At 67.0% G+C, this 14,805-nt stretch carries 10 protein-coding genes; 5 read left to right on the forward strand and 5 right to left on the reverse strand.

Translation table 11 applies throughout. The annotated features are described in order from the left end of the window. Positions 1–44: 44 nt before the first annotated feature. The 4 genes from pqqB to Q3A80_RS09625 all read right to left on the reverse strand — a co-directional run bounded on the left by pqqB (position 45) and on the right by Q3A80_RS09625 (position 5,492). On the reverse strand, positions 45–956 hold the full coding sequence (gene pqqB, locus Q3A80_RS09610; RefSeq protein WP_446328807.1) for a pyrroloquinoline quinone biosynthesis protein PqqB: 912 nt from the start codon (positions 954–956) through the stop codon (positions 45–47). An 83-nt stretch (positions 957–1,039) separates the two neighbouring features. Beyond that, positions 1,040–1,111 (reverse strand): pyrroloquinoline quinone precursor peptide PqqA, encoded by a 72-nt coding sequence (pqqA, locus tag Q3A80_RS09615; RefSeq protein WP_124485082.1) that lies wholly within the window; start codon positions 1,109–1,111, stop codon positions 1,040–1,042. 412 nt (positions 1,112–1,523) lie between these two features. Beyond that, the gene (locus Q3A80_RS09620; protein WP_446328808.1) at positions 1,524–3,725 is read right to left on the reverse strand and encodes a glycoside hydrolase family 3 C-terminal domain-containing protein; all 2,202 of its coding nucleotides are present in this window, start codon (positions 3,723–3,725) and stop codon (positions 1,524–1,526) included. A gap of 507 nt (positions 3,726–4,232) precedes the next feature. Continuing rightward, positions 4,233–5,492, reverse strand: coding sequence for an oligosaccharide flippase family protein (locus Q3A80_RS09625; RefSeq protein ID WP_446328809.1), 1,260 nt, complete (start codon positions 5,490–5,492; stop codon positions 4,233–4,235). A 580-nt stretch (positions 5,493–6,072) separates the two neighbouring features. On the opposite strand from Q3A80_RS09625, the gene Q3A80_RS09630 reads away from it, so the two are divergent. After that, positions 6,073–7,929: an alpha/beta hydrolase gene (locus Q3A80_RS09630; RefSeq protein ID WP_446328810.1), complete on the forward strand. Its 1,857-nt coding sequence runs from the start codon at positions 6,073–6,075 to the stop codon at positions 7,927–7,929. Positions 7,930–8,099: 170 nt separating this feature from the next. Here the strand turns inward: Q3A80_RS09630 and Q3A80_RS09635 are convergent, their stop codons facing one another. After that, positions 8,100–8,513 carry a hypothetical protein gene (locus Q3A80_RS09635; protein ID WP_446328811.1) on the reverse strand — a complete coding sequence of 138 codons (414 nt, stop codon included), beginning with the start codon at positions 8,511–8,513 and terminating at the stop codon, positions 8,100–8,102. Positions 8,514–8,641: 128 nt separating this feature from the next. Here Q3A80_RS09635 and Q3A80_RS09640 point away from each other — a divergent pair, with 128 nt between their 5' ends. The 4 genes from Q3A80_RS09640 (at position 8,642) to Q3A80_RS09655 (ending at position 14,804) form a co-directional block, all read left to right on the forward strand. Continuing rightward, positions 8,642–9,868 carry a polysaccharide biosynthesis/export family protein gene (locus Q3A80_RS09640; RefSeq protein ID WP_446328812.1) on the forward strand — a complete coding sequence of 409 codons (1,227 nt, stop codon included), beginning with the start codon at positions 8,642–8,644 and terminating at the stop codon, positions 9,866–9,868. Between the two features lie 59 nt (positions 9,869–9,927). Next, on the forward strand, positions 9,928–12,201 hold the full coding sequence (locus Q3A80_RS09645; protein WP_446328813.1) for a polysaccharide biosynthesis tyrosine autokinase: 2,274 nt from the start codon (positions 9,928–9,930) through the stop codon (positions 12,199–12,201). Positions 12,202–12,269: 68 nt separating this feature from the next. Beyond that, positions 12,270–13,547 (forward strand): oligosaccharide repeat unit polymerase, encoded by a 1,278-nt coding sequence (locus Q3A80_RS09650; protein WP_446328814.1) that lies wholly within the window; start codon positions 12,270–12,272, stop codon positions 13,545–13,547. A gap of 87 nt (positions 13,548–13,634) precedes the next feature. Continuing rightward, positions 13,635–14,804, forward strand: coding sequence for an acyltransferase family protein (locus tag Q3A80_RS09655; protein ID WP_446328815.1), 1,170 nt, complete (start codon positions 13,635–13,637; stop codon positions 14,802–14,804). Position 14,805 lies beyond the last annotated feature (1 nt).

The following is a 14,805-nucleotide window of genomic DNA, read 5'->3' on the forward strand; positions in this document are numbered from 1 at the left end:
CTGCGCGCGATCGCGATGTGCGTCGCGGTGGCGCCATGCATTTTTTATAGCACGATGTCCATCCCGTCGAAGGCGACGTCGATACCGCGCTGCCGCAATTCCGCGCGTTCGACGGAGCGTTCGTCGAGGATCGGGTTGGTGTTGTTGACGTGAATCAGCACCTTGCGCGGGCCCGGCACCCGCGCCAGCACGTCGAGCATGCCGCCCGGGCCGTTCAGCGCGAGATGACCCATTTCGCGCCCGGTGCGCGTGCCGACGCCGCGTCGTTGCATCTCGTCGTCGTCCCACAGCGTACCGTCCACGAGCACGCAGTCCGCGTCGTTCATTCGTTGCAGCAGCGCGTCGTCCACCGCGCCGAGGCCGGGCGCATAGAACAGCGTGCCGCCGGTGCGGCGATCCTCGACGAGCAGGCCGATGTTGTCGCCGGGATGCGGATCGTGACGGTGCGGCGAGTAGGGCGGCGCTGCACTGCGCAACGGCAGCGGCGTGAAGCGCAGGTTCGGGCAGGCCGGCGCGGCGAAGCTGCCGCCGAGCGCGATGCGGTTCCAGACGAGCCCGCCGTTCCAGTGCTCGAGCATGTTGAACAGCGGAAAACCGGTGGTCAGGTCCTGGCGGACCGTGTCGGTGCACCACAGCTGCAGCGGACAGCCTTCGCGCAGGCTCAGCAGGCCGGCGGTGTGGTCGATCTGGCTGTCCATCAGCACGACCGCGCCGATGCCGGTGTCGCGCAGCGCGCGCGCCGGCTGCAACGGCGGGAAGTCCTGCAACTGCGCCCGAATGTCGGGAGACGCGTTGCACAGCACCCAGTTCGTGCCGTCGTCGGACAGCGCGATCGACGACTGGGTGCGGGCTCGCGCGTCGACCGTGCCGGCGCGAAACCCCGCGCAATTCGCGCAGTTGCAGTTCCATTGCGGAAAGCCGCCGCCCGCGGCGGATCCGAGGATGTGTATGAGCATGGCGGTGCGTCGAGAGGCCGGAGGGCGAAGCAAAGAAAAAGCCTCGGCAGACCGAGGCTTTGCTTTCCGGATGGCGTGCCGGATCAGCGATTCGACACGTACATCGTGACTTCGAAACCGAGACGCAGATCGGTGTAGGCAGGCTTGGTCCACATGGGAGAACTCCTTTGCAATGACGACTGACGACGAAGCGCGTCCACAATCCTGCCGACCTGTTTCGCTCGCAACCATCGGCGGCGCGACCGCGCTGCGGTTTCACCACGCTAGCACATACATTCGTGCGGTGGAGTGGCCGGTACGGAATCCGGCAAATCGCACGTTCCCATCCTACCCGAACGGGCGGCGCGAGCAAGTCAAACCGGGAATGGATGGCGTTCCGGATTTTCATCGGTGCGGGCGCCGCGTACGGATTGTCGCCGCGTAGTCGGCAATGCGAACGAAGCCGGGCGATTCCTTGCGCGATGCGAGTCAGCGCCGGGTAATTCGTCGCAGGAATCGCCGCCGTGCTCGCGCGCCCGGGCGCCGGGCAGGGCAGCCACCCGACGCCTGGCATCGCGGGGCGGCCGCTCAGCTACCCTGCAGCCGGATATCGCGCGACGACGCGCCGACATACACCGTCCCGCCCGGCACGACCTTCCAGCCGTTGCGCGACGTGTCCCACACGCTCTGCATCCGCGGCGACACCGTCACGCGCACGTGCCGGGCCTCGCCCGGGTTCAGCCGGATCTTCTCCCAGCCGACCAGCCGCTTCGGCGGTTCGTCCTTGTACGGCACGCCGAGATAGACCTGCGGCGTTTCCGCGCCGGCGACGCGGCCGTCGTTGCGCACGGTGAACGCGACGCTCAGCGAGCCGTCCCGTTGCCGCGACACCGACAATCCCGAATACGCGAAGTGCGTGTACGACAGTCCGTAGCCGAATTCGAACATCGGCTTGATGTTGCGCGCGTCGTACCAGCGATAGCCCATGTTCAGCTTTTCCGCGTAGACCGGATCGCTTTCGAACGCGCCGCTTTGCCCCCACGTCGGCGTGTCCTGATCGCGTGCCGGGAACGTGACGGGCAGCTTGCCGGACGGATTGACCGCGCCGAACAGCACGTTCGCGATCGCCTTGCCGCCGCCTTCGCCCGGATACCATGCCTCGACGATCGCCGACACGCTGTCCTTCCACGGCATCAGCACCGGATTGCCGCTCTGGACGACGACGATCGTGTGCGGGTTGGCACGCGCCACCGCCTCGACCAGCGCATCCTGGTTCGACGGATTCGCGAGGCTCAGGCTTTGCAGATCGCCGAAATCCTCGCCGGCCGGCTGCGCGACCACGACGATCGCGACGTCCGAGCGGCCCGCGAGCGCCGCGGCCTGATCGATTTCCTGCTGCGTGTACGCACGGAACGGCGACTGCTGGTCGCTGTTGCCGGCGAACGTCACCTGCGCGGCCGGCGCGAGCGCGCGGATCGCCGCGACGATCGGCACGTCGACCTTGAGCCACGGATTGCGCCACCAGCTGCAGCCCGTCGACGACCCGAACGTCAGTCCGCCGCAGCCCGCGAACGAACCGCTGACCGGGTCGCGCGTGTTGCCGGAGCCGCCGCCGGACAGCACGGCCGCGTCGGCATGGCCGCCGATCACGGCGATGCGCGACAGCGCGGACGCCGCCAGCGGCAACTGGTTGCCGTCGTTCTTCAGCAGCACGATCGACTGCTCGGCGACGCTCTGCGCGAACCGGTTGCCGGCTGCGAAATCGATCGTGCCGCCGCTCTTCGCCGGATCGTCCATCACGCCGACGCGGATCATCACGGCGAGCTTGCGGCGCACCATGTCGTCGAGGCGCGCGGTCGACACCGAGCCGTTCGCGATCGCCTGCTTGACCGCGGCCGGTGTCAGGTAGACGGTTGACCCGACGTCCTCTTCCTCGTCGAGCCCGGCGTTGATCGCGGCGGCGGTGCTGTGCGTCGCGCCCCAGTCGGACTGCACCTGGCCCTGGAAGCCCCATTCGTTCTTCAGCACGTCGTTCAGCAGATGCGGGTTCTCGCATGCGTACGTGCCGTTCAGGCGGTTGTAGCTGCACATCACGCTGCCGGGCTGCCCGCGTTTCGCGGCGATCTCGAACGGCAGCAGGTACAGCTCGCGCAGCGTGCGCTCGTCGATCTGCGTGTTGCCGCCCATCCGGCCGTGTTCCTGCTCGTTGCCGGCATAGTGCTTGATGGTCGCGATGACCTTCTGCCGCTGCGTGGCGAGCGTGCGCTCCGCGAGCAGGTCGCCGGCGAGCAGCGGATCCTCGCCGAGATATTCGAACAACCGGCCGCCGCGCGGCTCGCGCGCGAGATTCGTGCCGCCGCCGAGACCCATGCCGAATCCTTGCGCGCGCAACTGGATCGCGACCTGCTTGCCATAGTCGTACGACAGGCGGCGATCCCAGCTCGCGGCCACCGCGATCGTCGCGGGGAACGTCGTGCTGGCCTGCGACGTGCTGCCCGAGCCGGTCGCCGAGTCGACCATGTTCAGATCGGGAATGCCGAGCCGCGGCACACCCTGGATGTAGCCGGCGCCGCCGCCCGGCACCTTGGACATTTCGTATTGCGAATGGATGAACTGAAGTTTCTCGTCGAGCGTCATCTTGCGCACGAGCAGGTCGGCGCGCCGCTGCGCGGCGGACGACGCGAACGCGTCGATGGCATCGCCACGTGAATCGAAATCGGCGTTGGCTGCATAGACGCTGGTGCAGAGGGTCGCTGCCAGCACGGCGGCCGGCCAGAGTGTGTCCCGCATGTTGCTCTCCATGATCGTATTGCCGGTTGTTCGGATGATGTCTGGAGCTGCGCACGTCCGGTGGATTCGCACCGTACGCATTCGGCTGGCGATGCAGGGTGGTTGCGCGTCGGCATGCCAGTCCGGGCGGGGAATCGTTACGGCCGGTTGGGCCCCGATCGGACCATGCGGACGGCGACGCGGACCGCCCGGCACTGCCGAATCGGATGTAGCGATTCTCTGCAGCGACTAATCGTACGAATGTAGTTTGACTACAGCATCGGTGTTTCTACCGATATGTACGATCTTTCTTCGATCGGGTGAGGGCACGCGAGATGCGGCCGGTCATCGTTCCCGATTGCGTAGGGGCGGCGGGGTAAGAAGTACCGGGGGCGAGCATTCCGGCGCGGGGACGGCACCGTGCGCGGCACGACGCGACTCGTTGCGAGCGCATCGAACCGTACGTCATCCGGCCCGGGCCGGCAGGCCGATGGAACCGCCGGGGGCGCGGTGCAATGTGCCGCTGCGCTAGCCGCGCCGTGCGACAGGGCTGCCGGGCAGCGGAATGCCTGCGCGATAGACGACGGTCGCGAGCGCCGCAGCGACTGCGGCTTCTGCCGTCAGCACGGCGGCCGCCGCGCCCAGTTCGGCGAAGTACTTCGCGAGCACGGGCACGAGCACTATGTTGAGGATGCCGGACGACATCAGGATGCGCGTGAATGCGGATTTCATCCCGAGCGGCAGCATCGTCTGAACGCCGAACAGATCGGTCATGCCGGCCATGAACGGGATGAACGCCATCCAGCGCAGTACGTGGACCGTCGGTTCGTACGACGGTCCATAGAGGATACGTACGGCGAGCGGTGCGCCGAAGAAGATCACGAGCGAGATGCCGAGCACCATGGCGACCTGCACGACGAACAGCTTGCGCAGGAACGAGAATGCGTCGTTGCGCGCGTGCCGCATCAGGTAGCTGATGCGCGGGTAGGTGGCGGCCTTCAGCGGCTGCAGCATGCTGAGCGCCGCGCGGATCAGCTTGTCGCCGGCGGCGAAGTAGCCGGCCGCGACGTTGCCGGAGACGAAGCCGAGCAGCACGGTGTTGGTCGACGCATAGAACGCGATCGACGTCGACGCGAGAAACACCTGCCAGCCGCCCTTCAGCGATTCGGCGATGTCGGCGGCGCCGACGCGCACGAAGTCGATTTCCCGGTTGAAGTACAGGTAAGCGGCCAGCGCGACTGCGGACAGCGTGGGCACCGCTGCGTTGACGATCATCGCGCGGTCGATGTCCGCCGGGCTGTGCACGAGCGCGAACATGGCCGGCAGGCTCAGGATGCGACCAACGAACAGGATCACGCTGAGCGCGCGCAACTTTTCCATGCCCTGGAAATACCAGCCCGGCGTGAACGCCACGCCGGCCACCATTCCGAAGCCGATCAGCAGCAGGTCGCGGTCTTCGCCGAAGCGCCGGACCACCAAGGTCAGCGCCACCAGCACGATGAAGCAGATCACCGCGATGCCGATCTGCGCGTACAGCGTCGCCCAGAAGATGCGCGAGCGTTCGGCGCGATTGTCGCGAGCGAGTGCGATGCGTGGCGTGGCGGTCAGGTCGAAGCTGTAGCTCGTGCAGTTGGTGAGATACGCAATGACAGCGAGCGAGAACGCGAGCTGACCGTAGCCTTCGGGCCCGAGTGCGTGCGTCAGCAGCGGTGCGATCAGCAGCGGCACCGCGTACATCGAAATCTGCAACGTCAGCAGCAGCAGGAAATTCTTCTTGAGGTTTGACATTCGCTCGGTCGGCGCCGTGGGTGTCGCAGTGAGGCGGCATTGGACCGCGGTGCGCGCGTGCATCCGGTCGGCGCTGACCCGGCTGCATCGGTTCGCGGCCTGTCCCGGCCGGCGCCGGTTTCGCCCGGCGTTGCCGGACACGGCCACATCGTATGGCGGCCATGATACGGGCCGCACGGGACGACTGTGTTCGCGAGCCTACCGTTCGCGGATTCCGTTCATGCGTGCGGCATGAATCGCGATGCGGCGCGCGGCGTCGTATCGCGACAGTGACGAATGCATTTGTAAGCTGCCGCACCGAAGGCCGCTCCAACCGAGTGCTCTAATCGGGTGCACTGTTTTGGTTCATGGCGGAAACGGCCTGACGATGATTCGGGCACGCAACATCGCTTTGCCGGCAACGCGAGCAGGCCAACGCATGGAACAGTCCGGGCGGTGCCGCGCAGGGGCGCGGCGGTGGTCCGCTGCCCGCGGCCGTGCGTTCGTTGCGCAGTCGCACGATCGTGGAATCGTTCGTTCCGGTGGAGCCGCCGGGGCGCGTGTCCGCATCCGATAAAAATACCGATCCGAGGAGTACCGATTGAAGCCCATTACGTTCGGCAGCTGCGTGGGGTGGCTGCACGAAGGACAGACGACACAAGGCGTGATCCTGTGCGAATCGTTGGGCCACGAGGCATCGTGGACGCACAAGCTCATGCGGGCGATCGCCGAGCGCCTTGCCGGCGACGGCGCCACGGTATTGCGCTTCAACTATCCGTGCACGGGCGATTCCGCGGGCGACGATCGCGACGCCGATCGGCATGCCGCGTGCATCGGCAGCATTCACGACGCGATCGATCTGTTGCGCGACCAGGTCGGCGTTGCGTCGCTGACGCTCGTCGGACTCCGCGCCGGCGCGCTGTTCGCGATGCTGGCCGCCGCGGGCGACGGCCGGCGCCCGTCGCCGCGCGTCGACGCATTGGCGGCGCTCGCGCCCGTCGTGCGGGGCCGCGCGTACCTGCGCGAACTGTCGTTCGTGCATCGCCAGTGGCTCGACATCACGTCGCCGGCGATTCGAGCCGCACATCGCGACGAACCGTGCATGAACGTGCTGGGGCACCGCTTTCCCGACGATTTCGTCGATGCGTTGAAGGCGGTCGATTTATGCGACGTCGTGCGCGATGCACCGACGTTGCCTCGCGCGATGCTGCTGATCGAGCCCGATCAGGGCGACGGACCGGCGTTGCGCGATGCGCTGCTCGCGCGCGGCGTCAACGTGGCGACCGATCCGTTCCGCGAATGGCCGACGACGATGCTGGACGGTACGCGTTCGCGGCTGCCGCGCGAGGCGATCGATTCGCTCGCGAAGTGGATCGCCGAACGCGCCCCGCGCGGCGTGGCAGGCATCGACGCGGCGTGGCCGCTGGATCCGCCATGGAATGGCGAATCGGCCGTTGCACTCGACATGATCGACATGACCGAGCAGGTCGTCGCGGTCGGTCCGGACCGGCTGGTTGGCGTGCTGTGCCGTCCCGCCGATACGGGGCCCGCGAATCCCGTTGCTCCGGCGCTCGTGATCGCGAACACGTCGACGAATCCGCGCAGCGGCGAAGGGCGCTTCAGCGTGCGGCTCGCGCGCACGCTCGCACGCGCCGGCGTCACGACGCTGCGGATCGACGTGAACGGCGTCGGCGACAGCGGGGCCACCGCGCCCGACGACCAGTCGCGCGTCGTGTATTCGGCACGGTCGAGCGACGACGTGGCGGCCGCCGCGGACTGGCTGCGTGCGCTCGGCTCCCCGGAAGTCGTCGCGGCCGGTATCTGTTCCGGCGCGTATGCGGCATTGCATGCGGCCGTGAAGACCCCGTCGCTCGGCGGTGTGATCGCGATCAACCTCGCGCGCTTCGTGTGGCCGGCCGGCCTCGCGCTCGAGGCGGTGCAGAAGCAGCGGAACAACTCGGTGCGCGGCTACTGGCTGTCGGTGCGCGACTGGCAGAAGTGGAAGCGCCTCGTGCGCGAGCGGCGCGACCTGCGGCCGATCGTGCGCGCAGTCGCCGCGAATGCGATCGCGCGGGTCAGCGTGCCGGTGAAGGAGGCGGCGGCGCGCGTCGGATGGAAGCCGCGCGACGGTACGCCGCGCGGCGTGATGCACGTGCTGGCGCAACGCAATGTCCGGACAACGCTGGTGTACGGCGCGCTCGATCCCGGCATCGACGACGTGCGGCGCCACTTCGGTGCGATCGAGTGCGCGTTCCGGCGCTCGCGTCACGTGCGCTTGTACCTCGAGCCGCAGGTCGATCACGCGGTGTACGGCGCGCTCGGCACGGACATCGTGATCGGGCTGTGCATGCAGGCGCTCGGTCGCGACGCGGCATGGCCGGCCGCACGCGCCGCCGATCCCGCTGCGCGTGAAGCGGACGCCGGGCCGTACGCGAACGTGTCGGTCGGCAGGCCGTGATGCGTGCCGTGCCGCGTGCATCGCATGCGCCGGCAACTCGGGGCGCGATCCCGGCTTCGTATGAACATCGGCGTTCGGTGGGATCGCTCACAGACGCGTCGTTCGCCGTAGTGTCCAATCCCTTATCGACGCACGTACGGACATGCGGCGGCATGTGCGGCCGGGATGTGTCAGTCCGGATCGCCCGGCGCCCCATAGGGTGATTTCTCGTACGGCGATGCGTACACCGTGTCGCTGCGCCATACGTCGTCGGCAGGGGCGTCGGCCACTTGCGTGCGATGCGGACGCGTTGGCACGAGCGGGCGGCGCAATGCGCTGCGGGCGCGTGCGTCGGGCCGCGCGGCGGGACGCGTGAATGCGGCCGCTGCATCCGCGGGCGCGGACGCGGCCGCGGCGGGTTCGGCGGCCGCGCTTGCGGCCGCGGCCTGCGCAGAACGTTGTGGCGGTACCGGTGCAACGAGCGTCGACGACGCGAAAGACGGTGTGTCGGCCGGGGTGCCGGGCAGCGTCTGCGCACCGGCGGCACCGACGAAGCCGGCCGACACGATGCAGACGAATGACGAAAGGGACGAAGAGTAGTTCATGACGGATCGTACGGAGTGACGTGCGGTGAAGAGGGCGGTGCGGCATTGCAATGCGAGCCGCGCCGGGCAAGCGTAATGCCGGAATTCGCCGCGTTCGGCGGGTTACCGCACAGTTTTGGAAGGACACCATGGCAATCACCACGCAACCGGAATCGACGCTCGGCACGCCGCGGCCATGCAGGGCCGCCGCCCGTCGTGCGCCGTGGCTGTCGCGTATGGCGATCGCGGCGGCAGCGTGCGCACTGAGCGCATGCGCGCTGTCGCCCGGCATGACTTACCACCCACCGGCCGAGCGCGACGCGAATGCGCGCGTGAGCGCCGACGCATCGGGCTCGGGCGGCCTCGATGGCGTGCAGAACGTGTCGCGCGAGGACCTGATCGAGATCACGCCGGCATTCGTCGCGCAACACCATGCGGGGCGGCCGGCCGACGTCGACGCGGAAATCCGCCAGCTGTTCGGCAAGCCGATGCCGTACACGATCGGCCCCGGCGACGTGTTGAGCATCGTGGTATGGGACCACCCCGAATTGAACCTGCCGACGACGCAGACGATCGGCGGCGGCGACGGAGTCGGCGCCAGCTCGGTCGCGACGGGCTACACGGTCGACGCGAACGGCAACGTGCAGTTCGCGTATGCGGGCCTCGTTCACGTGGCCGGGTTGACCGAGGCGCAGGCGCGCGCGCTGCTGATGAAGCGGCTCGGCGACTACGTGCGCAAGCCGCAGCTCGCGCTGCGCGTGCAGAGCTACCGCAGCAAGCGCGTCTATCTAGACGGCGAAGTGCGCACGCCAGGTCTGCAGATCGTCAACGACATGCCGATGACGCTGCCCGAAGCGATCGACCGCGCCGGCGGCTTCACCCCGACGGCCGACCGCTCCCAGGTTTCGGTGACGCGCGGCGACAAGACCGTGAACGTGAGCCTGCCCGCGCTGATCGCGGCGGGCGTGAATCCGTCGAACATCCTGCTGCGCGACGGCGATCTCGTGCGTGTGCGCGCGGCGAGCGACGCGAAGGTGTTCGTGCTCGGCGAGGTGTCGCGGCCCGCGACGCTGACGTTGACCGACGGCCGGATGAGCCTTGCCGAAGCGCTCGGCGATACGGGCGGCGTGAGTCAGTACACGTCGGACGCGCGTCAGGTGTTCGTCGTGCGCCGCGGCCCGGACAACCGCCCGCGGGTGTACCACCTCGACGGCAGCTCGCCCGCGTCGTTTGCGCTTGCCGACCAGTTTCCGCTCCAGCGGCGCGACGTCGTGTTCGTCGATGCATCGTCGCTGGTGCGCTGGAGCCGCGTCGTGAACCTGCTGATTCCATCGTCCGCGCAAGGCGCGCTGACGGCGAAAGCCATTTCGCCGTGATGCTCGCGGCGGATTTCGTGATCGCGACCGTGCGTCGCGCCATACGGGACTGATGCTGTATGAACACTTCGACCCTGCCTGACCCGCACAGCGGGCGCATTCTGCGGCCGTCCTATCCGGTGCGCCGCTACTGGAGCATGCTGTATGGCGGCCGGCGCCTGATCCTTTGCACGGCGCTCGCGGGTGCGTTCGCCGGCGGCCTGTATGCGCTGTGCGCGGCCCCGGTCTACCGCTCCGACATCCTGTTCCAGGTCGAGCAAAGCCAGACCGATTCGAAGCAGACGTCGCCGTCCGGCGATCCGTCGTCGGTGTTCGATCTGAAGACGGATGCGTCGACCGAGATCGAGGTGTTGAAATCCCGCGCCGTGCTCGACCGCGCGATCGACAGCACCAACCTCGCCGTCGACGCGCGGCCGCATTACCTGCCGCTGATCGGCTGGCGGTTCGTGAACGCGGCCGACGGGCTGTCGTCGCCGTTGCCCGGCGGATACGTTTACGGCACCGAGCGGATCGACGTGCCGACCTTCGACGTGCCGAAGCGCCTGCTCGGCAAGCGTTTCGCGCTGACCGTCGGCGACGGCGGCGCCTACACGCTGCAGCGCTCCGGCTTCTTCGGCCGGAAAGGGCCGATATGGCAGGGCCGTATCGGCCAGCCGCTGCACGTCGAGACGCCGGAAGGGCCGATCGACGTATTCGTGCGCGACGTGGCGGGCAAGCCGGGCGCGCGCTTCGACCTGACGCGTTACAGCGTCGAGGAGGCGACCACGTGGCTGCAGAAGAATGCGCTGATCTCGGAGCGCGGCAAGCAGTCGAACATGGTCGGCGTGACGCTCGACGGCACCGATCCCGTGCACGACAGTCGCGTGCTGAACGCGATCGGCGATGCGTACCTGGCACAGAATACGCAGCGCAAGTCGGAGGCGGCCGACAAGCTGATCCGCTACGTGGATGGACAGTTGCCGCAGCTGAAGGCGCAACTGGAAGCGGCGGAAAACCGCTTCAACGCATTCCGTGCATCGCACGGGACGGTCAATACGAGCGACGAAGCGCTCGCATTGCGGCAACAGTCGGTCGACATCGAGACGCGCGTGCAGACGCTGCAGCAGCGGCGCGAGGAATTGAGGACGCGCTTCATGCCGAAGCATCCGGCCGTCGTGGCCGTCGATGCGCAGCTCGCCGATGCGCAGCGTTCGCTCGACATGACCCGCACGCAGATCCAGCAGCTGCCGACCGTGGAGCAGGGCGTGCTGCAGTTGCAGCGCGACGTGGCCGTCGACACCGCGTTGTACACGAACCTGCTCAATACGCGCCAGCAGATGGTGCTCGCGCGTGCCAGCAAGACCGGTACCGTGCGGATCGTCGATACGGCGAAGGTCGCCGAGCAGCCGATCGGCCCGCATCGCGCGGTTGCGGCGGTGAGCCTGCTGCTGATGGGCCTGCTGGCCGGTGCGGCGATCGTGATCGCCCGGCAGCGTGTCGTCGGCACGATCGGCAATGCCGAGGAGATCGAATGGGCGACGGGGCTGCCCGTATTCGCGACCGTCCCGCACAGCGCGATCGCGGCTGCAGCGCAAGGGCGGGCCGAGTGCGGGCGGCGGGTTCCGCACATGTCCATGGCGACAGTCGGCGCACAGGACGCTGCGCTCGAAAGCCTGCGCAATTTCCGCGCGTCGCTGCAATTGTCGATGCCGGCCGCGTCGAATCCGGTCGTGCTGATTTCCGGGCCGACGACGGGCGTTGGCAAGTCGTTCGTCGCAGCGAATATCGCATCGCTCGTCGGCGCCGCGAAACGGCGTGTCCTGCTGATCGATGCCGACCTGCGCAAGGGTTCGTTGCACGACTGGTTCCGCTATAGTCGCGCGCCGGGGCTGTCTGACGTGGTGGCGGGTACTCACACGCTCGACGAGGCAATCAAGCGCGACGCGTCACCTGGCCTCGATTTCATTGCGATGGGCAACGTCGTTGCCGATCCGGGCGAACTGCTGCTGCAGCCCGCGCTGGCCGACCTGATCGAGCAGGTTGCGTCGCGTTACGACATGGTCGTGCTCGATGGCCCGCCGTTGCTGCCGGTCGCCGATGCGCTCGTGCTGGGGCGTCTGGCGGGCACGGTGTTCCTCGTCGCGCGTAGCGGCGTGACGACGCTGACCGAACTCGACGAAAGTGCGCGGCGGCTCGAACACGCGCATATCGATGTGCGCGGCGTGATCCTGAACGATTACACCGGCGCACCCGGACGGTACGACTACGGTTACGCGGATGCGAATACGCATCAGGCTGCGTCCGGATATGCCGGGGCGATGGCACAGCGGCAACGAGTGGAACGCGCGTCATGAACCGGCGAGCGGGCAGGACGGCGGCCCGGTCGCGGCTGGGCGCCGTGACGCGCCGCAGCGTGGTGCGCATGCGCGATCGAACCGGCGGTTGTACGGGCTATTGGTGGGAAGATCCGGCGCGGCTCGTGCTGATGTTCATCCTGCCGCTGTATGGCCTGCTTTCGCTCAGCCTGCTCGGCAACCAGAAGTCGATTGCACGGATCTATTTCGACGGCTATTACGCGTTCGTCGGCGCATTGTTCCTGATGCTGCTGATGACGGCGGCCTGGCTCGCGACGGCCGAGGTCCGGACGCGGCGCGGGCCGCCTGCCGCCGCAGTCGAGCTGTCGCCTCGCGTGCTCGATGCCGTGTTCGCGCTTGCGCTGTTCGGTTATGCGCTGTTGCTGAGCGGCATCCTCGCGCATCCGGCGCTGCTGGTCGCGTTTGCGCGAGGCGAGGCGAATGCATACGACATGCTCGAACTGAAGGGGCGCATCACGGGCCTCAGCACGTTTACGCAGGCCACGGCACCGTTCGTCGTGCTGTATTTCTATGTGTTCAGGACGCCGGTAAAGGGACTCAATCGCTACAAGCTCTATTTTGCCGTGCTCGCGGTGCTGACGCTGCTGCGCAGTTTCATCTTTGCCGAACGCCTTGCACTGATCGAGATGGTCATGCCGCTTGCCCTCATGGTCGTGCGGTTCCGGCTCGGCGGCAGATATTCGCGTCTGTTGACGCTCGGCCCTTATGCGGCGATCCCGCTGCTGTTCGCGCTGTTCATCGCGAACGAGTACAACCGGTCGTGGGAAGCCTATTACGTCAACATCTACGACAACCTGTTCGATTTTGCGCTTGAGCGTCTCGGCCTGTATTACTCGACCGCGCTGAACAACGGCGCGGGAATCGTGAGCGTGCTGGGCTGGAACCAGGGCCATCCGATGTTCACGTTCGACTGGCTGCTGCGCTTCCCCGTCATCGGTGCGACGTTGCAGCCGTGGCTCGACTCGGGCGACAGCATCAACCTGTTCCTGAACGGCTACGCCGACCCCGAATTCAACAACCCGTCGGGCATCTTCGTCCACTTCTACGAGTGGGGCTGGTTCGGCTTGCTCGATGCGGTCGCGCTCGGCTGGGCGGTCGGTCGCAGTTACGCGGGCTGGCGGAGCGGCAACGGGTTCTGGTGCTGCGTCCATGCGGTGCTGTTCGTGTCCGTGATGGAGGTGATGCGAACGCCGAACCTGTTCAGCGGACGGAATTTCGTGCCGGTCGTACTGTTGATCGTCGTGTTCCGCTGGTTCGCGAAGACCCCCGCGCGCGCGCCGTCGGAAGCTCGCGTGACGGGCGCCGATCCCGTGTTGTCGCGATAGAAGCGATGACCGCGCGGTACCGGACATGCCGCGCCGAATCTACGTCGTCGATCCCGCTTGATCATTTCCCGGCTGCCGCTACCTTCCATGGCTACTCACAAACAAAAATTCGAAATTCTGGACGGATTGCGCGGCATCGCGGCAATCAGCGTGATGTTCATGCATTTCCTGCAGGACCTGCCGATTCCGATATTGCAGAGCGCGTATCTGTCGGTAGACGTCTTTTTCATGCTGAGCGGTTTCATCCTGACGTACTCTTACGGCGACAGATTGCCCCAGGGCGCGTGGCGGGACGAGTATCTGAAGCGACGCGCGATTCGTCTGTATCCGATGATATGCATCGGGATGACGATCGGGTTCGTGAGCCTCGTCGTCATGCGCATTCATTCGTCGGCCGCATTTTCGCCGGGCAATCTGGCGGCTGCGACCGGTCAGAACTATTTTGTCGTTCCGTATCTCGGTCGTTTCGCGGTATCGGGTTTCGCCGGCGCTGCGACTCACAGCGTGCCGGCCGTCACCGATCCCGGCGTGTTTCCGCTGAATCCGCCCGCGTGGTCGCTGTTCTTCGAGTCGTTCGCGAGCGTTGCGCTGATCGCCGCAATCAGGATGAGCGAGCGCAGCCTGCTGAGACTGGCATACGCGTGCTTCGGTGCCTTTGTCGTATACGGCGTGCTCGTGGGCTTCGACAACGGCAAGCTGTCGATCATTCTGAATCAGGGCTGGTCGGCCGACAATTTCATGGGCGGCTTCTTCAGGGTCGGCTACGGGTTCCTGCTGGGCGTCGCGATCGGCAAGATGTACGAGGCCAAGCTGCCGGCGAAACCGCATTGGTTCGTCGCCGGATTCATCAGGAACGACTACATGCTGTTTGTTGCCTTCGTGCTGGTCGTTGCGTTTCCGACGTCGATCAAGGGCACGTATTCGGCGGCGATCCTGCTGTTCGTCGCGCCCGCGCTCGTCCATCGCGGCGCCATGCTCGCACCGAGCGGCAGGACGATGGCACGAATCAGCGCGTTCCTCGGCTGGATCTCGTATCCGCTTTACTGCGTGCACTATCCGATCGGCAGACTGGTGTTCGCGTATGCGCCGCAGGCCGACCTGCACGTTGTCAGGACGGCGATGCTGGCCGCATTGCTGTCGATCGCGGCCGCCGCCGGTCTCGCGAAATTCGTCGAGGAACCCGTCCGGTCGTACCTGGGCACGCGCCTGTTCGGCCGTCGCCGGATCGCGACGGGCAGCGCGATCAACGCCGGATGAG

It is taken from the genome of Burkholderia sp. SR8 (assembly GCF_052851275.1).